A 21,610-nucleotide genomic window follows, 5' to 3' on the forward strand; every position below is an offset into this window, starting at 1 on the left:
CGGCCCATGCTCCTCGACACCACCACGACCCCGACGAGCAGCCCGGCGGCTGCCCCGGCCCGCCTCGGCTGGCGGCAGCGCCTCGCCGAACGCCGGCGGCTGCAGCGCGTCGACCGGGTCGGCGCCAAGCTGGCGCGGCTGGACGCGGTCTCGCGCCTTCTGGCGCGCGCCGAGACGCGGCTCGAGGCGGGGTGGACGCAGGACGCCTGGTTCGTGACGCGCGACGACGGAGTGCTCCGGCACCACGTCGGCACCCTCCACGCGGATCAGGGCGTGCGCAGCGAGGCGGTCTGCCTCGTCGCCGCGATCGCGGTGGAGGCGATGCCCGGCTCGATCACCGGTCCCGACGCGCAGCGGGCGATCGGCGCCCTCTGGAACGTGCTGCACGGCGGCAGCGCCGCGGCGGACTGGGCGACCGCCCCAGGGGTCACCGCGGCCCGCGCCTACGACCTGGTCCGCTGGAACGACGCCTCCGACCGGCGTCAGTCCGACGTGCTCGCGCTCGTGCAGGCGAGCCGCGCCTCGATGGACCGCGCCTCGGCCGCGCTGCGCGCCGATCTCGCGCGCGCCTGAGCCGGCGAGCGGCCAGCAGCAAGACCGCTGGTCGAGGTGCGACGAAGGAGCCTCGAGACCACCCGCGCCCGCGAGCCGGGTGGTCTCGAGGCTCGCTGCGCTCGCACCTCGACCAGCGGTGGTGCGGCGATCAACGATGCGGTGACCGGCGGTGGAGACAAGGGGACTCGAACCCCTGACCCCCTGCTTGCAAAGCAGGTGCTCTACCAACTGAGCTATGCCCCCGGACAGGCGAGGAGTCTAGCCGCGCGAGCGCGGTCGGAGGCCGAAGGCCGACCGGCGCCGACGAGATCGCGTACCCGAGGCCCGCTCAGGGCCGAGGAAGTGACACAGGCTTGGACGAGCGGCGCGTCCAAGACCATCAACAGAGTGGGGCTACCAGGACTTGAACCTGGGACCTCTTCGTTATCAGCGAAGCGCTCTAACCGCCTGAGCTATAGCCCCGTGTGGCCCCGAAAGGCCGTCGAGAAGCCTACCAGCCGCTACTGGTTGGTGAAGCCGACCAGGATGCCGCCGGTCACCTTGACCGACAGGTTGTACAGCAGGCAGGCGATCGCGCCGAGCACCGTGCCGACCACGACCTGCAGCGCGGCGATGACCACCGTGAAGCCCATCACCTGCGCGAACGAGATGATGCTGTTCACGCTGAGGCTGTTGGAGCCGGAGACGTCGCGCAGCAGGGTCGTCACGGATCCGAAGATGCCGGTGGACTCGAGCACGGTCCAGATCAGCAGCACGGCGACGACGATGATCACGCCGACCGCGGCCGCGATCAGGAAGCTGAACTTCACCGCGGACCAGAAGTCGATGTAGACCAGCTTGAGCCGGACCTGCTTGACCTTGTTCGGGTTCGTCGGCTTCGCCGTCAGCTTGTCCGCCACGCTGGTACCGCTACTCTCCTGCGAGGTCGGTTCCGACGGGCGGCTGGGTGTCCTCACCGAGCTCATCTGCTCGCGCCTCCACTGTCGTTTCGCTGTTCCGGGCGATGGCGATGATTCTGTCACTCTCGGCGAACCGAGCGAAGACCACGCCCATCGTGTCGCGGCCCTTCGCCGGAACCTCGGAGACAGCGGAGCGCACGACCTTACCCGTCTCGAGCACGACGAGCACCTCGTCGCCGTCGCCGACGATCAGCGCGCCGGCGAGCTCGCCGCGGCGCTCCTCGAGCTTCGCGACCTTGATGCCGAGCCCACCGCGCTGCTGGAGGCGGTACTGGTCGACGCTCGTGCGCTTCGCGTAGCCGCCCTCCGTGACGACGAAGACGAAGCCCTCGTCGCTGACCACGCGGGCCGCGAGCAGCTGGTCGTCGCCGCGGAAGTGCATCCCGATCACGCCGGCCGTGCTGCGCCCCATCGGGCGCAGGCTCTCGTCGGACGCCGTGAACTTGAGGCTCATGCCCTGACGGGAGACGAGCAGCAGCTGGCTCGACTCGTCCACCAGCAGCGCCTGGATCAGCTCGTCGCCCTCGCGCAGGTTGATCGCGATCACGCCGCCGGAGCGGTTGGTGTCGTACTCGGTCAGGGCGGTCTTCTTGACGAGCCCGCCCCGGGTGGCGAGCACCAGGTAGGGGGCGGCGGCGTAGTCGGGGATGTCGAGGATCTGCGCCACCCGCTCGTCCGGCTGCATCGCCAGCAGGTTCGCGATGTGCTGCCCCTTGGCGTCCCGCCCGGCGTCCGCGATCTCGTAGGCCTTGGTGCGGTAGACGCGGCCGAGGTTCGTGAAGACGAGCAGCCAGTGGTGCGTGGAGGTGACGAAGAGGTGCTCGACCACGTCGTCGGCGCGCAGCTGCGCGCCACGCACCCCGCGGCCGCCGCGGCGCTGCGACCGGTACTGGTCGCTGCGGGTCCGCTTGATGTAGCCGCCGCGGGTGACCGTGACGACGACCTCCTCCTCGGGGATCAGGTCCTCGACGCTCATCTCGCCGTCGTAGCCGGGGAGGATGCGCGTGCGGCGGTCGTCGCCGAATCGGTCGGTGATCTCCTGCAGCTCCTCCGACACGATCCGGCGCTGCCGGCTCTCGTTCGCGAGGATGTCCTTCAGGTCGGCGATCTGCCGCTCGAGCTCGGCCGCCTGGTCGATGATCTTCTGCCGCTCGAGGGCCGCGAGGCGCCGCAGCTGCAGGTTGAGGATCGCGGTGGCCTGCACCTCGTCCACCTCGAGCAGCTCGATCAGGCCGTTGCGGGCGTCCTCCGTGGTGGGGGAGCGGCGGATCAGCGCGATGACCTCGTCGAGGGCGTCGAGCGCCTTCAGGTAGCCGCGCAGGATGTGCGCGTCCTCCTCCGCCTTGCGCAGGCGGTAGCGGGTGCGGCGCTGGATGACCTCGATCTGGTGCTCGATCCAGGCCGAGACGAAGCCGTCGAGCGCGAGGGTGCGCGGCACCCCGTCGACGAGCGCGAGCATGTTCGCACCGAAGTTCGTCTGCACCTCGGTGTGCTTGTACAGGTTGTTCAGCACGACCTTGGCGACGGCGTCGCGCTTCAGGATGATGACGAGGCGCTGCCCGGTGCGGCCCGAGGAGTGGTCCTGGATGTCGGCGATGCCGGACATCCGCCCCTCCTTGACCATCGTCGCGATCTTCGCGGCGAGGTTGTCGGGGTTCACCTGGTAGGGCAGCTCGGTGATCACGAGGGCGGTTCGGCCCTGGATCTCCTCGACGTTCACGACGCCGCGCATCGTGATCGAGCCGCGGCCGGTGCGGTAGGTGTCCTGGATGCCGCGGGTGCCGAGGATCGTCGCGCCGGTCGGGAAGTCGGGGCCGGTGATGTGCTGCATCAGCCCGGCGAGCAGCTCCTCGCGGTTCGCGTCCGGGTGCTCGAGCGCCCACTGGCAGGCGGCGGCGACCTCGCGCAGGTTGTGCGGCGGGATGTTCGTCGCCATGCCGACGGCGATGCCGGCGGAGCCGTTGACCAGCAGGTTCGGGAATCGCGCCGGCAGCACGACGGGCTCCTGGGTGCGCCCGTCGTAGTTGTCCTGGAAGTCGACGGTCTCCTCGTCGATGTCGCGCACCAGCTCCATCGCCAGCGGCGCCATCTTCGTCTCGGTGTACCGGGGCGCCGCGGCGGGGTCGTTGCCGGGGGAGCCGAAGTTGCCCTGGCCGAGCGCCAGCGGGTAGCGCATGCTCCAGTCCTGCACGAGCCGGACCAGGGTGTCGTAGATCGCCGTGTCGCCGTGCGGGTGGTAGTGCCCCATCACGTCGCCGACGACGCGGGCGCACTTGCTGAACGCGCGGTCGGGACGGTACCCGCCGTCGTACATCGCGTAGATCACGCGGCGGTGCACGGGCTTCAGCCCGTCCCGCACCTCGGGCAGCGCCCGCGCCACGATCACGCTCATCGCGTAGTCGAGGTACGACCGCTGCATCTCGAGCTGCAGGTCGACCTGCTCGATGTTGTCAACCATCAGTAGTCAGTCCTTGTCGTGGGGTGGGTCTCGAGGCTCCTCCGTCGCACCTCGACCGACGGGTCTCCCCCGCTGGTCGAGGTGCGGAGCGCAGCGGAGCCTCGAGACCGAGGGGCCGCTGCGGACTAGATGTCGAGGAAGCGGACGTCCTTCGCGTTCTGCAGGATGAAGTTGCGGCGCGACTCGACGTCCTCGCCCATGAGGGTGGCGAAGACCTGGTCGGCGGCGGCGGCGTCCTCGAGCGTCACCTGGCGCAGGGTGCGCGTCTCCGGGTTCATGGTCGTGTCCCAGAGCTCGGTGTAGTCCATCTCGCCGAGGCCCTTGTACCGCTGCACCCCGTTGTCCTTCGGGATGCGCTTGCCCGAGGCCTGCCCGTCGAGCAGCAGCGCGTCGCGCTCCCGGTCGCTGAACACGTACTCGTGCGGCGCGTTGCTCCACTTCAGGCGGTACAGCGGCGGCTGCGCGAGGTAGACGTAGCCGAGCTCGATCAGCGGCCGCATGAAGCGGAACACGAGCGTCAGCAGCAGGGTCGTGATGTGCTGGCCGTCGACGTCCGCATCGGCCATCAGCACGATCTTGTGGTACCGCGCCTTCGCCGGGTCGAAGTCCTCGCCGATGCCGCACCCGAAGGCCGTGATCATCGACTGGACCTCGGCGTTGCCGAGCGCCTTGTCGAGCCGCGCCTTCTCGACGTTCAGGATCTTGCCGCGCAGCGGCAGGATCGCCTGCGTCTCCGGGTTGCGGCCCCGGCTCGCGGAGCCGCCGGCCGAGTCGCCCTCGACGAGGAAGATCTCCGCCTTCGTCGCGTCCCTCGTCTGGCAGTCCTTCAGCTTGCCGGGCATCGACGCCCGGTCGAGCACGCTCTTGCGGGTCGCGTCGCGCGCCTTCCGCGCCGCCATGCGCGCGGTCGCCGCCTGCTGCGCCTTGCGGATGATGTCGCGGGCCTGGTTCGGGCTCGACTCGAAGAAGTGCGTCAGCTCGTTCGTCACGACCCGCTGCACGAACGCCTTCGCCTCGGTGTTGCCGAGCTTCGTCTTCGTCTGCCCCTCGAACTGCGGCTCGCCGAGCTTGATGGAGATGACGGCGGTGAGCCCCTCGCGGACGTCGTCGCCCGTCAGGTTCTCCTCCTTCTCCTTGATGAAGCCCTTCTCCCGTCCGTATCGGTTGATCAGCCCCGTCAGCGCGGCGCGGAAGCCCTCCTCGTGGGTGCCGCCCTCGTGCGTGTTGATCGTGTTCGCGAACGTGTGGACGCTCTCGGAGTAGGCGGTCGTCCACTGCATCGCGACCTCGAGCGAGATGTGGCGGGAGGTGTCCTCGCTCTCGAAGGCGATCACGCTCGGGTGGACCGCCTCCGCCTTCTTCGCGCTCGTGCGGTTGAGGTACTCGACGTAGTCGACGAGCCCCCGGTCGTAGCGGAACGTCTCGCTGCGCACCTCGGAGACCGCGGCCCCGCCCTCGTCCGGAACCTCGCCGTCGACCGGCTCCGTCGTCCGCTCGTCCGTCAGCACGATCGTGAGCCCCTTGTTCAGGAACGCGGTCTGCTGGAAGCGCGTGCGGAGCGTCTCGTAGTCGAAGTCGACCGTCTCGAAGATCTGCGCGTTCGGCCAGAACGTGATCGTCGTGCCGGTGGTGTCCGCCGCCTCGTCCTGCGAGAGGGGCGCGTCGGGGACGCCGTCCGTGAACCGCTGGCGCCAGACGTGCCCCTGGCGGCGGACCTCGACGTCGAGCCGGTGGGACAGCGCGTTCACGACGGAGCTGCCGACGCCGTGCAAGCCGCCGGAGACCGCGTACCCGCCGCCGCCGAACTTGCCCCCGGCGTGCAGCACCGTGAGCACGACCTCCACGGTCGAGCGGCCCTCCACCGGGTGGATGTCGACCGGGATGCCGCGGCCGTGGTCGACGACGCGCACGCCGCCGTCGGCGAGCATCGTCACCTCGATGCGGTCGTTGTATCCGGCCAGCGCCTCGTCGACGGAGTTGTCGACGATCTCGTAGACCAGGTGGTGCAGGCCGCGCGGCCCGGTCGACCCGATGTACATGCCGGGCCGCTTGCGCACGGCCTCCAGGCCCTCGAGCACCTGGATCGACCCGGCGCCGTAGTCGTCGCCGTTCGCCGGCCGCGTGGACGGGGCGAGCGCCTCGCCGTCCGCGGTGCCGAGCACCTCCGCGTCGGGGGCCTCCGGCTGCTCGCCCTGGTCGCCGGTCGTCCCGTTCGCGTCACTCGTCACTGATCGTGCTCCATCCCGTCGGCGCGTCCTTATTCTATCGCGCGCGCGAGGGCGGAAGGCGCGGAACGGGGCTCTCGGCCGCGAAAACGCGCGGCACCATCGCGCGACCCCGCCCGCGTTCAGATCGCGCCCGTCGACCGCCTCGGGAGCCCGGCCAGCGCCGGATCTGCGGATCGTCGACGGGTCAGCCGTAGGTGTCCCGCGGGCCGCGGCCCTGCACGCTCCGCGGGCCGTGGCTCCAGCTCGGCGTGTTCGGCCCGAGGAACCGCAGCTGCACCACGTTCGCCTCGGGGAAGTCGCGGTCGATCCGCTCGGCGAGCTGTCCGCGCATCAGCGACAGCTGCGTCGCCCATGCGGTCGAGTCGCAGCGCACCAGCAGCACCCCGTCGGCGAACCCCTCGACGCTCGCGTGCTTCGCGGTCTCCTCGCCCGCGATCGAGCGCCACGCCGCGGTCAGGTCCGTCTGCGCGAGCGGCGTCCGCCAGCCGAGCTGGTCCGTCACGCGATCGAGCACGGATCCGACCGAGAGCGGGTCGCGCCCCGGGGTGAAGGGCAGGCCGCCCGGCTTCTCCTCCGGCGGCCGCCGCCGCACCCGCGGGGCCCCGAAGACGGCGCGCAGCCGCGCCCAGACGCGCTGCGGCTCCGTCGTCGGCGTCTCGTACCCCTGCGGATCAGGCATCGGGCGCCTCCTCACCGTCCTCGAGGACCCGCCCCGACCGGATCCTCGTCACCCGACCGGCCAGCGCCGGGGGGATGTCCTCCTCGACCGCCGCGGTGATCAGCACCTGCTCGTAGCGGGCGACCCGCTCGGCGAGCCGCACGCGGCGGCGGGCGTCGAGCTCGGCGAACACGTCGTCGAGGATCACGATCGGGTCGCCGGTCGGCAGGTCGTGGCGCAGCAGCTCCACCGCTCCGAGGCGGAGCGACAGCGCGAGCGACCAGGACTCGCCGTGGCTCGCGTGGCTGCGCGCCGGCAGCCCGTTCACCGTCATGACCACGTCGTCGCGGTGCGGGCCGACCAGCGTGATCCCGCGCTCCAGCTCGCGCCGGCGCACCGTCTCGAGCGCGGCGGCGAAGCGCTCGGCGGTGGTGCCCTCCGTCGACTCCGCGTCGATCGAGCGCTGCGCGGCGAGCGCGACCAGCTGGTCGTCCCCGGCGACCACCGCGTACTGCTCGGCGACGAGCGGCTGCAGGTCCGCCAGCAGCGCGGCACGGGCGTCGAGCAGCTCGGACCCGGTCGTCACGAGCCGCTCGTCCCAGGCGTCGAGCGAGCCGGGGTCCACGCCGCCGCGCGCGTGCCGCAGCAGGCCGTTCCGCTGCCGGAGGGCCCGCTCGTAGTCGGTGACGACGCCCGCGAGGCGCGGTGTCCGCTGCACCAGCAGCTCGTCCACGAACCGCCGCCGCGCGGACGGCTCGCCCCGCACGATCGCGAGGTCCTCGGGGGCGAACAGCACCGACGACACGTTCCGGGTGATCTCGCGCGGGCGCACCGCCGACCGGTTCACCTGCGCCCGGTTCGGGGACGACCGGTTGACCTGGACCTCGGCCAGCACCTCGCGGTCCGCCGCGACGACCGTCGCCCGCACCACCGCGGAGTCCGCGTCCGCCCGGATGAGCGCCGCGTCGCCGGAGACCCGGTGCGAGGTCAGGTTCGTGAGGTAGCCGATCGCCTCGACCAGGTTCGTCTTGCCCTGGCCGTTGCGCCCGGCGAGCACGTTCGGACCCGGCTCGAAGGCGACGTCGGCGCCGGCGTAGTTGCGCCAGTCCGTCAGGCTCAGCCGCGCGATGCGCACGGCGTCACCTCGCTCCCGCTCAGGACGGGTCGTCGTCGGTCGGCGCGACGTGCTGCGCCTCCCCGGCCTCCGCCGCCTTCACCGCGTGGCCGCCGAACTGGTTGCGCAGGGCCGCCACCGCCTTCATGGCGGGGGACTGGTCCTGCCGCGACACGAAGCGGGCGAAGATCGCCGCGCTGATCGCCGGCATCGGCACGGCCTTGTCGATCGCCTCCTCGAGGGTCCAGCGGCCCTCGCCCGAGTCGTCGACGTAGCCGTCGATCTCGTGGAACTCGGTGTCCTCGTCGAGCGCCCGCACCATCAGCTCGAGCAGCCAGGAGCGGATGACCGTGCCGCGCTGCCATGCCTTGAAGGTGCCGGCGACGTCGATCTTCTTCTCCGACGCGTGCAGCAGCTCGTAGCCCTCGGCGTACGCCTGCATGATCGCGTACTCGATGCCGTTGTGGACCATCTTCGTGTAGTGGCCCATGCCGGCGGGGCCCGCGTGCACGAAGCCCTCCTCGCGCGGCCCCTCGGGGCGCAGCGCGTCGAAGACCGGCATCACGCGCTGGACCTGGTCCTCGCTGCCGCCGACCATCAGGCCGTAGCCGTTGTCGAGGCCCCACACGCCGCCGGAGACGCCGGCGTCCATGAAGGAGATGCCCTTCGCGTCGAGCTGCACCGCGTGCCGCTCGTCGTCCAGCCACTTCGTGTTGCCGCCGTCGATCACGAGGTCGCCGGACTCGAGGACGCCCTCGAGCGAGTCGATGACGCTGTCGGTGATCTTCCCGGCCGGCACCATCACCCAGACGACGCGGGGCGCGGGCAGCGCCTCGACCAGCGCCGCGTAGTCCTTCACGTCGCTCACATCGGGGTTGGTGTCGTAGCCGACCACCTCGATGCCCGCCCGCTGCAGGCGGGTGCGCATGTTCTTGCCCATCTTGCCGAGGCCGACGAGACCGATCTTCATGCGGGTGTCCTTCTCTGTTCGAGGATGCTTGGCTCAGCGCAGCAGCAGGTTCGGCTGCAGCAGGTACCGGTACTCCTCGGTGCCCGACTCGTCCTTCGACTTCTGGCCGGAGATGAGGACGGGACCGGGCTTGTTCGGGTTCTCGGTCCTGGTGAACGAGATTCGCACGAACTCCGTGTGGACGCCCGAGAGCCCGTCCAGCAGGAACTGCGGCTTCAGCGAGACGACGACGTCGTCGCCCGTGACCACCGCGTCGAGCTGCTCGGACGCCTGCGCCTGCTCGGAGCCCGCCGCCTCGAGGGTGAGCCCCTCGGAGGTGAAGGAGTAGCGCAGCGCCGCCTCGCGCTCCAGCACCAGCTGCACGCGCCGGGTCGCCTCGACCAGCTCGGCCTGGCCTATGACGGCGAAGTGCTCCACGGAGTCGGGGAAGAGCCGCTTGACCGGCGGGAAGTTGCCCTTGATGAGCAGCGAGGTGACCGTGCGGCGGTTCGCGCTGAAGGAGATCAGCTCGCGGTCGCCGCCCCGGGTGATCCCGACGCTCACGTCGCCCCCGGAGGCGAACGTGCGGCCGACCTCCTGCAGGGTGCGAGCGGGGACGAGCGCGCTGATCGGCTCCTGCTGCTCGGTGCTCCAGGGCAGCTCGCGGACCGCGACGCGGTAGCGGTCGGTCGCCGTCAGCGAGATCGAGGACGGGCCGGCTTCGAGCTGGACACCGGTGATGACCGGGGTCACGTCGTCGCGGGAGGCGGCGACGACGACCTGCGCGATGGCGCCCGAGAAGGTGCCGGACGGGATCACCCCGGTCGTCTCGCCGATCACGGGCAGGCTCGGGTACTCCGCGACCGGCATGGACAGCAGGGTGAACCGGGCGCTGCCCGCGCTGACGAGCACCCGGTTGTCCTGCGTCGACACCTCGACGGGGAGGTTGGGCAGCCGGTTCGCGATGTCGGCGAGCAGCCGGCCGGAGACGAGCACGCGCCCGGGCTCGTGGACCTCGGCGTCGATGCGGATGCGCGCGCTCACCTCGTAGTCGAAGGAGGAGAGGGAGAGGCCGTCGTCGGTCGTCTCGATCAGCACGCCGGAGAGGATCGGCAGCGTCGTTCGCTGCGGCAGCAGCCGGACCGCGAACGACACGGCGTCGCTGAAGACGTCACGGTTCGCCTGGAATCGCACCGTCGCACACTCCCGTTCCCGACCCGGATCCTCGACTGCCGAAGGCCGGTGAGCATGCTAGCGGGTGGCCGGTCCCGCCCCTCCTGGCCCCTGTTCGGCCGCCCTGGCCCCCGGACGCGGCTGTCCACAGCGCGGAATCGGATCGAGAGGAAGAGAGGAAGTGAAGGACAACCACATTCTTAACAGGTGTGCAGACTGTGGATAACTCGGGGTCGACGGCCTCGGAGGCGGGAACTACACGTCTGTGAGATGTCGATAGCGTGCGGACTGCGCGCGGAGATCCGAGCCCGACCATGTTGACGCGATCTCCCGGTCTGCACATCGCCCCAGCGCAGGGGCTCCCCGGGCGGGGGTCGCGACGAGAGTTATCCACACCTCCCTCACATGGGGGTGGATTCCGAGCCGTCGTGTGCTCGAGAGGCATCCGGGAGCGCCCGGAGGACCCATGACGGCGTGGAGGACGGAGGCGCCCGCTGACTCCTCCACCCCGTCGCGGATCCTCCACCCCGTCGCGGATCCTCCGGCACGGTGCGCAGGAAACGACGCCGTGTGCAGGACGACGGGATCCAGTGGTCCTGCACACCGTCGCGGCTCCTGCACACCGCGCCGTCCGCCTCGGCTGATCTCCGGCGTCGCGCGGTGGCCGGGGCGCGGCGCGGGTCAGCGGGTGCGGTAGCGCTGGTCCTGCTTGATGCGGCTCGTCAGCTCCGTCACCTGGTTGTAGATGGAGCGGCGCTCCTTCATCAGCTCGTTGATCTTCCGGTTCGCGTACATGACCGTCGTGTGGTCGCGGCCGCCGAACAGCTGGCCGATCTTCGGCAGCGACAGGTTCGTCAGCTCCCGGCAGAGGTACATCGCGATCTGCCGGGCCGAGGCGATCTGCTGCGCCCGCGAGGAGCCGAAGAGGTCGTCGGTGGACAGCTTGAAGTAGTCGGCGACCGCCTCGATGATGTCGGCCGGCGCGATCACGTTGTCCTCGTCGAGGGTGATCAGGTCCTTCAGCACCGTCTGCACGAGGGCCATGTCGACCGGCGCGCGGGTGAGGCTCGCGAACGCCGTCACCCGGATCAGGGTGCCCTCGAGCTCGCGGATGTTGCTCGAGACCTTCGAGGCCATGAACTCGAGGATGTCGTCGGGCACCTGCAGGCTGTCGTTCTGCGCCCGCTTGCGGAGGATCGCGATCCGCGTCTCCAGGTCCGGGGTCTGCACGTCGGTGATGAGCCCCTGCTCGAACCGCGACCGCATCCGGTCCTCGAAGCCGGTCAGCTGGCGGGGCGCGAGGTCGGAAGTGATCACGACCTGCTTGTTGTGGTCGTGCAGCGTGTTGAACGTGTGGAAGAAGGCCTCCTGCGTGGAGTCCTTGCCCGACAGGAACTGGATGTCATCGATCAGCAGGATGTCGACGTCGCGGTAGCGCTGTTGGAACTGCTGCGCCCGGTTCGCCTGGATCGAGTTGATGAAGTCGTTCGTGAACTCCTCGCTCGAGACGTACCGCACCCGGATGCCGGGGAACAGGCCCATCGAGTAGTGGCCGATGGAGTGCAGCAGGTGCGTCTTGCCGAGGCCGGAGTCGCCGTAGATGAAGAGCGGGTTGTACGCCTTGGCCGGGGACTCGGCGACGGCGAACGCGGCGGCGTGCGCGAACCGGTTCGAGGCGCCGATGACGAACGTGTCGAAGGTGTAGCGCGCGTTCAGCCGCGACTCCCCCTCGACCGCGCTCGGCAGCGTCGCGACGGGAGCGGGCGAGGCGTGGGCCGGGGCAGCGGCGGCAGCGGCGCCCGAGGGGGCCGAGGCCGGCGCCGCGGCGGGGGCCGGGACGGCGTGCAGGGTCGTGACGGGGGCGGCGGTGTCGTAGTCCGGCACGATCTCGGGGTTCACCGTGACGGCGAAGGTGTGGATCTCGTGGTCCTGGCCGAGCGCGCCGATGGCCTCCGCGAGCGGCAGGCGCGCGCGCTGCTCGAGCATCGAGCGGGTCAGGTCGTCCGGCACCTCGAGGTAGATCACCCCGGCCATCACGCCCTTGGGCTCGACGAGCGCGATGAACCCGCGCAGCGACGGCCCGACGCGCGGATCGTGGTCGAGCGCGGTGCGGATCCTCCCCCACGCGTCGACGGCGGCGTCCGTCATCGGCTCCTCCATCGCTCGCGCAGCGGGGCGCTGCTTCGCCTCGCGGTCAGGGGTGGACCGCGACGAGATCCGCTGCCCGTCGGTGCGGGTGGCGGCAGCGGCGAGGGCCCACCGTAACGCCCGTCCGTTTCCAGCGGCAAGTCTCCACAGGCGGTGGAGACCGGTGTGCAGAAACGCCGCTGAAGCGCCGCGAGGATGCGCCCAGAGCTGGGGACAACGACGAATGACACCTGTGGAATTCACCAGCGGACGAGGGCGCGCCGAGGCGGTGATGTAGTGTGTTCCGGTTCCGTCGGCCGCCCTGGCGCGTGCCGGCTGCCGAGGTGCCCCGCCCGTCTTCTCGGGCCGGGAGGCGCTTCCCCACGAGACCCGAGGTGATCCCTGTGACCAAGCGCACGTTCCAGCCGAACAACCGCCGCCGCGCCAAGGTGCACGGCTTCCGCCTGCGCATGCGCACCCGCGCCGGCCGCGCCATCATCTCCGCCCGCCGCGCCAAGGGCCGCACCGAGCTCTCGGCGTAGGTCGCCGCACCGGATCCCGTGCTCGCGAAGGCGAACCGGATCGTCGCCGGCACGGACTACCGGCGCCTGGTCCGCTCGGGCCGCCGCTCCCGCGGCGGCCTCGTCCTCGCGTACGGGCGCCGGACCGCGCCGGACGCCCCGCTCCGCGTGGGCGTGATCGTCGCGAAGAACGTCGGCAAGGCGGTGGTGCGCAACCGCGTGCGCCGGCGCATCAAGGCCGTGGCCTGGGAGCTCGCGCGCGAGACGCGGGGCTACGACGTCGTCCTGCGCGCCCTGCCGGCGACGGCGGCGTCGGACTTCGCGTCCATCGAGGCGGACGTGCGCCGGGCGGTCGGCGCCCTGGCGGAGCGGGCATGACCGCGGTGCTCCTGCTGCCGCGCAACCTGCTGATCGCTGCGCTGCTGGCGTACCGACGGCTCGTCTCGCCCCTCTACGGCCAGGTCTGCAGGTACCATCCATCCTGCTCGCGCTATGCGCTCGAAGCGGTGCAGCAGTCGGGAGCCGCCGTGGGGACCGCCCTCGCGGCGTGGCGCGTCCTCCGCTGCAACCCCTGGTCCCGCGGCGGCGTGGACGACCCGCCCGCGCGTCTGAACCCCGCGTACCGCATCACCCCGCTCGGCTTCGTTCGGCCGGCAGAGCAGCCGGGAGGCTGACCCAATGCCCGATCTCTTCAGTCTCGTGCTGTGGCCCTTCAAGTGGGTGATCGAGGCGATCCTCGTCGGATTCCACTCCTTCTGGACCGCGATCGGCTTCGCGGGCGGCGACGGGCTCACCTGGGTGCTGTCGATCCTCGGGCTCGTGCTGGTCGTGCGCGCCGCGCTGATCCCGCTCTTCGTGAAGCAGATCAAGAGCCAGCGCAAGATGCTCGAGATCGCGCCCCACCTGAAGAAGATCCAGGAGAAGTACAAGGGCAAGCGCGACCAGTTCTCCCGCGAGGCGATGAGCCGGGAGACGATGGAGCTCTACCGGAAGACCGGCACCAGCCCCTTCTCGTCGTGCCTGCCGCTGCTCGCGCAGATGCCGATCTTCTTCAGCCTCTTCCAGGTGCTCGAGACCGCGCAGCGCGACCCGGGCCGCGGCGGCGTCGGCCTGCTCTCGGTGCAGCTCGCGCAGTCCTTCGGCAACTCGGCGCTGTTCGGCGCCCCGCTGCACGAGACGATCGGCACCGGGGTCAACGCCCTGGGCAGGGGCGGCACGAGCGGCGACGTGCTCGTCGTCGTCATCGGGATCTTCATGGTCGCGGCGATGACGGTGACGCAGTTCATCACCCAGAAGCAGATCATGTCGAAGAACGTGTCCAAGGAGACGATGGAGAGCCCGATGTACCGGCAGCAGAAGCTGCTGCTGTACGTGCTGCCGCTCGTCTTCATCTTCTCCGGCATCGCGTTCCCGCTCGGCGTGATGTTCTACTGGGTCTTCTCGAACCTGTGGACGATGGGCCAGCAGTTCATCGTCATCCGCAACTCCCCGACGCCCGGCAGCGAGGCCGCGAAGGCGCGGGAGGTGCGCCTGGCGAAGAAGGCCGCGCGCAAGCAGCTGGCGAGCGGCGGCGAGGGCTCCGACGGCACCGCCGCCCCCGTCGAGGCGAAGCCGCGCGTGAACACCCAGCGGGTGCAGCCGGTGGGCCGGTCGCGTGCGAAGCGGGCCGGCGGAGCGGGAGGACGAGCGTGAGCACCATGGAGCCGGGGCTGCCGGAGGACGACGTGGTCGGCCTGCAGGCCGCGCTCGACGCCGAGTCGGCGGACGAGGCGGGCGGGGACGACGCGGCTGCGGACGGGCAGGACGTCGGCGACCTCGCGGCCGACTACATCGAGGAGTTGCTGGACATCTGCGACCTCGACGGCGACCTCGAGATCGAGGAGGCCGGCGACCGCGTCGTCGTGAAGGTGACCGGCGGCGACCTGCGCCTGCTCGGCGCCCCGGAGACGGTCGGCGCGCTGCAGGAGCTGACCCGCCTCGCGGTGCAGACGAGCACCGGCGGCTTCGCCAAGCTGACCCTCGACATCGGCGGCAGCCGCGACACGCGCAGCCGCCAGCTGGGCGAGCTCGTCGCCCGGGCGGAGAAGGCGCTGCTCGAGGGCGACGCCGCGTACCCGCTGCAGCCGATGTCGTCCTACGAGCGAAAGCTGGTGCACGACCTCGCGGCCGAGCGCGGCCTGCAGAGCCACTCCGAGGGCGAGGGCGCCGGCCGGCACATCGTGCTGACCTCGGCGTGACGCCGACCCCGCCCGGCGGCGGGGCGTCGACGGCGGCCGCCGGCCTCGAGGCGGAGCCGGCCGAGGCCGCCGCCGTCTTCGGCGACGCGCTGCCGCTCGTGCGGCGGTACGCGCAGGACCTCGCGGAGCACGGCGAGCGGCTCGGCCTGATCGGGCCGCTGGAGCCGCCGCGGCTGTGGTCGCGCCACGTGATCAACAGCGGTCTGCTCGGCGACCTGCTGCCGCAGGGCGCGTCCGTCGCCGACGTCGGCAGCGGCGCCGGGCTGCCCGGGCTCGTGCTCGCGGCGGCGCGGCCCGACCTGCGGCTGACGCTGATCGAGCCGATGGAGCGCCGCGTCGCCTGGCTCCGGGAGGAGTCGGCGCGCCTCGGCCTCGAGGACGTCGTCGTCGAGCGGGGACGCGCGGAGGAGGTCGCGCCGCACCGCTTCGACGTCGTGACGGCCCGCGCGGTCGGCGCGCTCACCGGCCTCCTGCCCATCACGGCGCGGCTCGCGCGACCGGGCGGGACGCTCGCGCTGCTGAAGGGCGCGTCGGTCGAGGCCGAGCTGCAGAAGGCCGAGAAGGTGGTCCGCAGGCTGCGCCTCGAAGACGTGCGGGTGGAGTCGGTGGGACGCGGCATGGCGGGCCTGGAGACCCGGGTGTTCCTGGCTACTGTGCCGGGGTGACCCCTGTCCGGGGGTCGTGATCCTCCGTCACCGATCGAAGGTTCTGCCGTGACACCCAGCTCAGCGCTCGACCAGGGACGGTCGGGATTCGACGAGTCGACGCCCCTCGCCCGGGAGCTCGCGGACCTCACGCGCCGCCGAGCCCGCCTGAAGGGCAGCGCGCTGCCCCGGCCGCGGGCGACCCGCGTCTTCACCGTGGCGAACCAGAAGGGGGGCGTCGGCAAGACGACGACGACCGTGAACCTCGCCGCCGCGCTCGCGAAGGCGGGGATGCGCGTGCTCGCCATCGACCTCGACCCGCAGGGCAACGCCTCGACGGCCCTCGGCGTCGAGCACCGCCACGACACCATCAGCGTCTACGACGTGATCGTCGGCGACGCCCCGCTGTCCGACGTGGTGCAGAAGAGCCCCGAGTTCGACACCCTCTGGTGCGCGCCCGCGACCATCCACCTGGCCGGCGCCGAGATCGAGCTCGTCTCCCTCGTCGCGCGCGAGCAGCGCCTCCGCACCGCGCTCGGGGCGTACCTGTCGAGCGCGGAGGAGCGCTTCGACTACGTCTTCATCGACTGCCCGCCGTCCATCGGCCTGCTCACGATCAACGCGTTCGTCGCGGCGACCGAGGTGCTGATCCCGATCCAGTGCGAGTACTACGCGCTCGAGGGCCTCAGCCAGCTGCTGCGGAACGTCGACCTGATCGAGAAGCACCTGAACCCGCAGTTGACCGTCTCCACGATCCTCCTCACCATGTTCGACGGCCGCACGCGGCTCGCGAACGACGTCGCGGAGGACGTCCGCAAGCACTTCCCCGAGCAGGTGCTCGGCAGCGTCATCCCCCGCGCCGTCCGGATCTCGGAGGCGCCGAGCCATGGGCAGAGCGTGATCACCTACGACCCCAACTCCCCCGGCGCGGTCTCGTACCTCGAGGCCGCCGGCGAGATCGCGAAGCGCGGAGCGGCCGCGTGAGCGCCCCGCGCAGGACGGCCGGTCTCGGCCGCGGCATCGGCGCGCTGATGAACCTGCCGGAGGAGGGGGAGCGGCACCTCGAGGCCGTGCGCCCCTCCGACGTCTACTTCGGGCGCCCCGCGGGCGGCGACGACGACCTGATGTCGGTCCCGGGGCTGAAGCTGGCCGCGATCGCGCCGGACGACATCCGCGCGAACCCGCAGCAGCCGCGGCGCCACTTCGACCCCGAGGCGCAGCAGGAGCTCGAGGACTCGATCCGCGAGAACGGCGTGCTGCAGCCGATCGTGGTCCGCCCGCTCGGGGCGGGCCAGGAGGTCGGGTTCGAGCTGGTGATGGGCGAGCGCCGTCTCCGCGCCGCCCGCTCGGCCGGGCTGAAGACGATCCCCGCGGTGGTCAAGGACACGTCCGACGACCTGATGCTGCAGGAGGCGCTGCTCGAGAACCTGCACCGCCTCCAGCTGAACGCGATGGAGGAGGCGAGCGCCTTCCAGCAGCTGGTCGAGGACTTCGGCATCTCCCACGAGGAGCTCGCGATCCGGCTGGGGATGTCCCGCTCCGGCGTGACGAACTCGATCCGGCTGCTGAACCTGCCGGAGGCCGTGCAGCGCAAGGTCGCCTCCGGCGTCATCAGCGCCCGTCACGGCCGCGCCGTGCTCGCCGTCGTCGACCCCGAGCAGCAGGAGAAGCTGGTCGACCGGGTCATCGTCGAGGAATTGAACGTGCGGCAGACCGAGGCCGCCGCCGCGCTGCTCGCCGGCCCCGCACGGCGCAAGAAGGCGCAGCGCCGCGACGAGAAGCTCGAGGAGATCGCCGATCGCCTCGGCAGCCGCTTCGACACCCGGGTCAAGGTGCACATGACCGCCCGCAGCGGCCGGATCACCATCGATTTCGGCTCCGTGGCGGACCTGAACCGCATCCTCGGCGAGATGGGCGAGCAGCGGTGGGAGGAGGGCGAGTCGCGCGAGCGCCTGCTCGCCACCCGCACCGCGGCCCTCAAGCGCGCCCGCTAGCGCCCCTCCGCCGGTCGAGGTTGTCTCGAGGCTCGCTGCGCTCGCACCTCGACCATCGGTGCTGCTCGCTGGTCGAGGTGCGACGAAGGAGCCTCGAGACCACGTGCGCCCGCGGCGGGCGGCTCAGGCGCCGCTGAGCGCGCGGAGGGTGATCTCGGCGTAGGCGGTCGACAGGTCCTGCCCCGTGCTCGTCAGCGCCTGGGGCAGCAGGCTCGTCTCCGTCAGCCCCGGCATCACGTTCGCCTCGAGGAACCAGGGCCGGCCGTCGGCGTCGACGATCAGGTCCGCGCGGGACAGGTGGCGGAGGCCCATGGCCCGGTGCGCGAGCACGGCCAGCTCCCCCGCTGCCGCCGCCTGGTCGTCGGCGACGCGGGCCGGCGTGTAGAAGCGGGTCGCACCGGCGGTGTACCGCTCCTCGAAGCCGTAGAAGCCGCTGCGGGGCACGATCTCGACCGCGGGCAGCGGTTCGGCGCCGCCCTCGCCCTCGAGCACGCCGACCGCGATCTCGGTGCCGACGACCCGCTCCTCGATCAGCGCCTCGTCGGCGTACGTGAAGGCGTCCATGAGCGCCCGCGGCAGCTGGTCGGCCGTCTCCACCACCGTGACGCCCTGCGCCGAGCCGCCCTTGGAGGGCTTCACCACGAGCCGCTCGCGCATCGACCCGAGGATGGTGTCGATGGCGGCACGGGCGCCGATCTCGCGGAACACCTCGCGGGTCAGGGTGACGGAGGCGGGGGTGGACCCGCCGGCCGCCTCGATCAGCCGCTTCGCCGTCGGCTTGTCCCACGCGAGCCGGGAGGCGTCCCCGCGGCTGCCGACGTAGGCGAAGCCGGCCACGTCGAGCAGGGATCGGAGCGACCCGTCCTCGCCGCTCGCGCCGTGGAGCGCCGGCCAGATGACGTCGGGCCGGTCCGCGACCAGGTCGGGCAGCAGCCGCGCGTCGGGCTCGGCGGTCCGCACCTGCCAGCCGAGGCGGCTCAGCGCGTCCGCCACCCGTCGGCCGGAGCGGAGGGACACGTCCCGCTCGTGCGAGATGCCGCCGGAGAGCACCACCACGGAGGTCGTCGAGGTCATGGTCGCTCCTAGGTGCCGGGTCGGGGGAGGGGGCTGCGTCAGGTGAGGTCGGGGGGCGGGCTCGCGACCGCGCGGTCGCGGTCGCGCGGCGTCAGCGACCCGGTGCCGGCGAACTGCCGGACCAGCTCGAGCTCGCCGTCGACGACGCTCGCGAGCCGCCGGACGCCCTCCTCGATGAACTCCGGCGTGGGGTAGCAGAAGGACAGGCGCATCTCGCGGCCGCCCTGCCCGTCCGCGTAGAAGCCGGTGCCGGGGGTGTACGCGACGAGCTCGCGCACGGCGCGCGGCAGCATCTGCTTCGAGTGCAGCTCCTCCGGCAGGCGCACCCACACGTAGAAGCCGCCGTCGGGGACGTTCCACGACAGCCGCGGCAGGTGCTCCTCGAGGGCCGCGAGCATCGCGTCGCGCCGCTCCCGGTACACGTCGCGGAAGCGGGCGACCTGCGCGCGCCAGTCGACGGTCTCCAGGTACTCGGCGATCAGGTGGTGGTTGAAGCTGGAGGGCGACAGGATCGCCGACTCGGTGGCGAGCACCAGCTTCTCCCGCACCGCGTGCGGGGCGACGGCCCAGCCGACGCGGAAGCCCGGCGCGAACGTCTTCGAGAACGAGCCGAGGTAGACCACGCCGTCCGGGTTCAGCGTGTGCATCGGCGGGGGCGGCGGCGCGTCGAACCAGATCAGCCCGTAGGGGTTGTCCTCGACGATCAGCACGCCCTCGCGGCGGCAGATCTCGACGATCTGCGGCCGCCGCTCCGCGGACAGCGTCACGCCGGCCGGGTTGTGGAAGTTCGGGATCGTGTAGAGGAACTTGATCCGCTTCCCCGCCGCCCGCTGCTCCCGGATCGCGGCCTCGAGCAGCTCGGGCACCAGGCCGTCGGCGTCCATCGAGAGGTGCACGACGTCGGCCTGGTACGACTTGAAGACGCCGAGCGCGCCGACGTAGCTGGGGCCCTCCGCCAGGATCACGTCCCCGGGATCGACGAACAGCTTCGTCACGAGGTCGATCGCCTGCTGCGAACCGGTCGTCGTCACGACGTCGTCGACGGAGGCGGTGATGCCCTCCTCCGCCATCACCTCGAGGATCTGCTCCCGGAGGCGGGGCAGCCCCTGCCCGCTGCCGTACTGCAGGGCGGCCGGGGCGTCGGCGAGCAGCATCCGGTCGAACGCGCCGGCGACGAGCTCGCGGGGGATCGCCCGCACGTACGGCATGCCGCCCGCGAGCGAGACGACCTCGGGCCGCGAGGCGACCGCGAACAGGGCACGGACCTCGCTCGCGGCGAGCCCGGAGGCGCGCAGGGCGTAGGTGTCGAGCCACGGGTCGAGATCGGTCCCCGGCCCGGGCTGGAAATCGCCCCCGGGCGCCGGCTGCAGGTCGGACATGCGCGCCTCTTCGTCTCGCATCGTGCAGGGATCAGGGGATCTGGTCGGGCCCGCCGGCCAGATCCCCTGATCCGTGAACGGTCGAGCGCGAGGTCAGGCCAGGACGGAGGCCAGGTCGGCCTCGATGGCCGGCTTCGGCTTGGCCCCGATGACCGTCTTCACGACCTCGCCGCCCTGGTACAGCTTCATCGCCGGGATCGACGTGATCTGGTACTTCATCGCGGTCTGCGGGTTCTCGTCGACGTTCAGCTTGACGATCTCCAGCTTGTCGGCGTGCTCGCCCGCGATCTCCTCGAGCACCGGGCCCACGCGCCGGCACGGGCCGCACCAGGCGGCCCAGAAGTCGACGAGCACGGGCTTCTCGGACTGCAGCACGTCCTGCTCGAACGTCGCATCGGTCACTTCACGCATGATCGGACACTCCTCGTGACGGAACGGGTCGAGAGCCTACGCCTGGCCGACCAGGCGGCCGGACGGGTCGAAGGTGGCACCCGCCGCGGCGGCCTCGCCCGGGGTCGAGTCCCCCTTGGCGTCGGCGGTCAGCTCCGCGGGGAGCGCGGCCAGGTAGTGCTCCGCGTCGAGCGCGGCGACGGTGCCCGAGGCCGCGGCGGTGACCGCCTGGCGGTACGTCGGGTCGATGACGTCGCCCGCGGCGAAGACGCCCTTGATCGAGGTCCGGGACGAGCGGCCGTCGACCGCGATCGTCCCCGCCTCGGTGAGCTCCAGGTGCGACGAGACGAGCTCGGTGCGCGGGTCGTTGCCGATCGCGATGAAGACCCCGTCGAGGTCGAGGCGCGAGTCCGCCCCGCCGGAGGTCGACGCGAGGCGGACGCCGTCGACCAGCGACCCGCCCGTGATCTCCTCGACGCGCGAGTTCCAGTGGAACTCGATCTTCGGGTTGGCGGTCGCGCGGTCCTGCATGATCTTCGACGCGCGCAGGCTGTCGCCGCGGTGGATCACGTGGACGCGGTCGGCGAACTTCGTGAGGAACGTCGCCTCCTCCATCGCCGAGTCGCCGCCGCCGACGACCGCGATCTCCTTGCCGCGGAAGAAGAACCCGTCGCACGTGGCGCACCACGAGACGCCGTGGCCGGAGAGGCGGTCCTCCCCCTCGATGCCGAGCCGGCGGTAGGCCGAGCCGGTGGCGATGATCACGGTGAGCGCCTCGTGCACCTCGCCGGAGCCCGTGTGCACGCGCTTGACGTCGCCGTCCAGCTCCACCCGGGTCACGTCCTCGTACCGGACGTCGGTGCCGAAGCGCTGCGCCTGCTTGAGCATCGCGTCCATCAGGTCGGGACCCATGACGCCCTCGGGGAAGCCGGGGAAGTTCTCGACCTCGGTGGTGTTCACGAGCTCGCCGCCGGCCTCGACGGAGCTCGCCAGCAGCAGCGGGGCGAGGTTCGCGCGGGCGGCGTAGATCGCGGCGGTGTAGCCGGCGGGGCCGGAGCCGATGATGACGACCTGGCGCATGGAGTCCCTCCTGGTGAAGCGTGCAGGGTTGGGAACGGTAGCGGCGCCGGCCCTATTCCGCGCCGCAGCG

The 21,610-nt window shown here is 71.5% G+C and carries 21 protein-coding genes and 2 tRNA genes; 9 read left to right on the forward strand and 14 right to left on the reverse strand.

Going from position 1 to position 21,610, the window contains the following annotated elements; all coding sequences use genetic code 11:
• Positions 1-6: 6 nt before the first annotated feature.
• Positions 7-573 (forward strand): DUF6197 family protein, encoded by a 567-nt coding sequence (locus ACFSBI_RS02915; protein ID WP_377931862.1) that lies wholly within the window; start codon positions 7-9, stop codon positions 571-573.
• 152 nt (positions 574-725) lie between these two features.
• Here ACFSBI_RS02915 and ACFSBI_RS02920 read toward each other — a convergent pair.
• From ACFSBI_RS02920 to dnaA, 10 genes are all read right to left on the reverse strand, one after another.
• A tRNA-Ala gene (locus ACFSBI_RS02920) sits at positions 726-798 on the reverse strand.
• Between the two features lie 145 nt (positions 799-943).
• Positions 944-1,017: transfer RNA gene (locus ACFSBI_RS02925), tRNA-Ile, on the reverse strand.
• 38 nt (positions 1,018-1,055) lie between these two features.
• Positions 1,056-1,520 carry a DUF3566 domain-containing protein gene (locus ACFSBI_RS02930; RefSeq protein ID WP_377931864.1) on the reverse strand — a complete coding sequence of 155 codons (465 nt, stop codon included), beginning with the start codon at positions 1,518-1,520 and terminating at the stop codon, positions 1,056-1,058.
• Positions 1,465-3,972: a DNA gyrase subunit A gene (gene gyrA, locus ACFSBI_RS02935; protein WP_377931866.1), complete on the reverse strand. Its 2,508-nt coding sequence runs from the start codon at positions 3,970-3,972 to the stop codon at positions 1,465-1,467. The genes ACFSBI_RS02930 and gyrA overlap by 56 nt, the downstream gene beginning before the upstream one ends.
• A gap of 125 nt (positions 3,973-4,097) precedes the next feature.
• A complete protein-coding gene (gene gyrB, locus ACFSBI_RS02940) occupies positions 4,098-6,134 on the reverse strand; it encodes a DNA topoisomerase (ATP-hydrolyzing) subunit B (RefSeq protein ID WP_377932150.1) in 2,037 nt (678 codons plus the stop codon).
• A 250-nt stretch (positions 6,135-6,384) separates the two neighbouring features.
• Positions 6,385-6,879 carry a DciA family protein gene (locus ACFSBI_RS02945; protein WP_377931868.1) on the reverse strand — a complete coding sequence of 165 codons (495 nt, stop codon included), beginning with the start codon at positions 6,877-6,879 and terminating at the stop codon, positions 6,385-6,387.
• Positions 6,872-7,993, reverse strand: a complete 1,122-nt coding sequence (recF, locus tag ACFSBI_RS02950; RefSeq protein ID WP_377931870.1) for a DNA replication/repair protein RecF — start codon at positions 7,991-7,993, stop codon at positions 6,872-6,874. Before recF ends, ACFSBI_RS02945 begins: the two co-directional genes overlap by 8 nt.
• A gap of 19 nt (positions 7,994-8,012) precedes the next feature.
• Positions 8,013-8,942, reverse strand: a complete 930-nt coding sequence (gene gnd, locus ACFSBI_RS02955) for a phosphogluconate dehydrogenase (NAD(+)-dependent, decarboxylating) (protein WP_377931872.1) — start codon at positions 8,940-8,942, stop codon at positions 8,013-8,015.
• A gap of 33 nt (positions 8,943-8,975) precedes the next feature.
• A complete protein-coding gene (gene dnaN / locus ACFSBI_RS02960) occupies positions 8,976-10,115 on the reverse strand; it encodes a DNA polymerase III subunit beta (protein ID WP_377931874.1) in 1,140 nt (379 codons plus the stop codon).
• A 660-nt stretch (positions 10,116-10,775) separates the two neighbouring features.
• Entirely contained in the window at positions 10,776-12,242 is a 1,467-nt protein-coding gene (gene dnaA, locus ACFSBI_RS02965) for a chromosomal replication initiator protein DnaA (RefSeq protein WP_377931876.1), read from the reverse strand.
• Positions 12,243-12,625: 383 nt separating this feature from the next.
• On the opposite strand from dnaA, the gene rpmH reads away from it, so the two are divergent.
• From rpmH to ACFSBI_RS03005, 8 genes are read left to right on the forward strand one after another with little or no spacing between them, the layout of a single operon-like run.
• On the forward strand, positions 12,626-12,763 hold the full coding sequence (gene rpmH / locus ACFSBI_RS02970; protein WP_377931878.1) for a 50S ribosomal protein L34: 138 nt from the start codon (positions 12,626-12,628) through the stop codon (positions 12,761-12,763).
• An 18-nt stretch (positions 12,764-12,781) separates the two neighbouring features.
• Entirely contained in the window at positions 12,782-13,120 is a 339-nt protein-coding gene (gene rnpA, locus ACFSBI_RS02975) for a ribonuclease P protein component (protein WP_377931880.1), read from the forward strand.
• Positions 13,117-13,416, forward strand: a complete 300-nt coding sequence (yidD, locus tag ACFSBI_RS02980) for a membrane protein insertion efficiency factor YidD (protein WP_377931882.1) — start codon at positions 13,117-13,119, stop codon at positions 13,414-13,416. Before rnpA ends, yidD begins: the two co-directional genes overlap by 4 nt.
• Positions 13,417-13,420: 4 nt before the next feature.
• The gene (yidC, locus tag ACFSBI_RS02985; protein ID WP_377931884.1) at positions 13,421-14,434 is read left to right on the forward strand and encodes a membrane protein insertase YidC; all 1,014 of its coding nucleotides are present in this window, start codon (positions 13,421-13,423) and stop codon (positions 14,432-14,434) included.
• A gap of 5 nt (positions 14,435-14,439) precedes the next feature.
• Positions 14,440-14,979: a Jag family protein gene (locus tag ACFSBI_RS02990; protein ID WP_377932152.1), complete on the forward strand. Its 540-nt coding sequence runs from the start codon at positions 14,440-14,442 to the stop codon at positions 14,977-14,979.
• The gene (gene rsmG, locus ACFSBI_RS02995) at positions 14,976-15,644 is read left to right on the forward strand and encodes a 16S rRNA (guanine(527)-N(7))-methyltransferase RsmG (RefSeq protein WP_377931886.1); all 669 of its coding nucleotides are present in this window, start codon (positions 14,976-14,978) and stop codon (positions 15,642-15,644) included. Before ACFSBI_RS02990 ends, rsmG begins: the two co-directional genes overlap by 4 nt.
• Positions 15,645-15,692: 48 nt before the next feature.
• Entirely contained in the window at positions 15,693-16,607 is a 915-nt protein-coding gene (locus ACFSBI_RS03000; RefSeq protein ID WP_377931888.1) for a ParA family protein, read from the forward strand.
• Positions 16,604-17,617 carry a ParB/RepB/Spo0J family partition protein gene (locus ACFSBI_RS03005; RefSeq protein ID WP_377931890.1) on the forward strand — a complete coding sequence of 338 codons (1,014 nt, stop codon included), beginning with the start codon at positions 16,604-16,606 and terminating at the stop codon, positions 17,615-17,617. Before ACFSBI_RS03000 ends, ACFSBI_RS03005 begins: the two co-directional genes overlap by 4 nt.
• A gap of 123 nt (positions 17,618-17,740) precedes the next feature.
• Here ACFSBI_RS03005 and ACFSBI_RS03010 read toward each other — a convergent pair whose 3' ends face one another.
• The 4 genes from ACFSBI_RS03010 to trxB form a co-directional block, all read right to left on the reverse strand.
• Positions 17,741-18,691 carry a D-alanine--D-alanine ligase family protein gene (locus ACFSBI_RS03010; protein WP_377931892.1) on the reverse strand — a complete coding sequence of 317 codons (951 nt, stop codon included), beginning with the start codon at positions 18,689-18,691 and terminating at the stop codon, positions 17,741-17,743.
• 38 nt (positions 18,692-18,729) lie between these two features.
• A complete protein-coding gene (locus ACFSBI_RS03015; protein WP_377931894.1) occupies positions 18,730-20,070 on the reverse strand; it encodes an aminotransferase-like domain-containing protein in 1,341 nt (446 codons plus the stop codon).
• Between the two features lie 93 nt (positions 20,071-20,163).
• Positions 20,164-20,481, reverse strand: coding sequence for a thioredoxin (gene trxA / locus ACFSBI_RS03020; protein ID WP_377931895.1), 318 nt, complete (start codon positions 20,479-20,481; stop codon positions 20,164-20,166).
• A 36-nt stretch (positions 20,482-20,517) separates the two neighbouring features.
• Positions 20,518-21,540 carry a thioredoxin-disulfide reductase gene (gene trxB / locus ACFSBI_RS03025; protein ID WP_377931897.1) on the reverse strand — a complete coding sequence of 341 codons (1,023 nt, stop codon included), beginning with the start codon at positions 21,538-21,540 and terminating at the stop codon, positions 20,518-20,520.
• Between the last annotated feature and the right edge of the window lie 70 nt (positions 21,541-21,610).

The sequence above is a fragment of the Amnibacterium endophyticum genome (assembly GCF_042680685.1).
Lineage (GTDB): Bacteria > Actinomycetota > Actinomycetes > Actinomycetales > Microbacteriaceae > Amnibacterium > Amnibacterium endophyticum.

Excerpts from the sequence above, each read along its gene's own strand:
- ACFSBI_RS02915 (WP_377931862.1), top strand. The coding sequence starts at position 7 with ATGCTCCTCGACACCACCACGACCCCGACGAGCAGCCCGGCGGCTGCC.
- ACFSBI_RS02930 (WP_377931864.1), bottom strand. The coding sequence starts at position 1,520 with ATGAGCTCGGTGAGGACACCCAGCCGCCCGTCGGAACCGACCTCGCAG.
- gyrA (WP_377931866.1), bottom strand. The coding sequence starts at position 3,972 with ATGGTTGACAACATCGAGCAGGTCGACCTGCAGCTCGAGATGCAGCGG.
- ACFSBI_RS02945 (WP_377931868.1), bottom strand. The coding sequence starts at position 6,879 with ATGCCTGATCCGCAGGGGTACGAGACGCCGACGACGGAGCCGCAGCGC.
- gnd (WP_377931872.1), bottom strand. The coding sequence starts at position 8,942 with ATGAAGATCGGTCTCGTCGGCCTCGGCAAGATGGGCAAGAACATGCGC.
- dnaA (WP_377931876.1), bottom strand. The coding sequence starts at position 12,242 with ATGACGGACGCCGCCGTCGACGCGTGGGGGAGGATCCGCACCGCGCTC.
- yidD (WP_377931882.1), top strand. The coding sequence starts at position 13,117 with ATGACCGCGGTGCTCCTGCTGCCGCGCAACCTGCTGATCGCTGCGCTG.
- yidC (WP_377931884.1), top strand. The coding sequence starts at position 13,421 with ATGCCCGATCTCTTCAGTCTCGTGCTGTGGCCCTTCAAGTGGGTGATC.
- ACFSBI_RS02990 (WP_377932152.1), top strand. The coding sequence starts at position 14,440 with ATGGAGCCGGGGCTGCCGGAGGACGACGTGGTCGGCCTGCAGGCCGCG.
- ACFSBI_RS03010 (WP_377931892.1), bottom strand. The coding sequence starts at position 18,691 with ATGACCTCGACGACCTCCGTGGTGGTGCTCTCCGGCGGCATCTCGCAC.
- ACFSBI_RS03015 (WP_377931894.1), bottom strand. The coding sequence starts at position 20,070 with ATGTCCGACCTGCAGCCGGCGCCCGGGGGCGATTTCCAGCCCGGGCCG.
- trxA (WP_377931895.1), bottom strand. The coding sequence starts at position 20,481 with ATGCGTGAAGTGACCGATGCGACGTTCGAGCAGGACGTGCTGCAGTCC.
- trxB (WP_377931897.1), bottom strand. The coding sequence starts at position 21,540 with ATGCGCCAGGTCGTCATCATCGGCTCCGGCCCCGCCGGCTACACCGCC.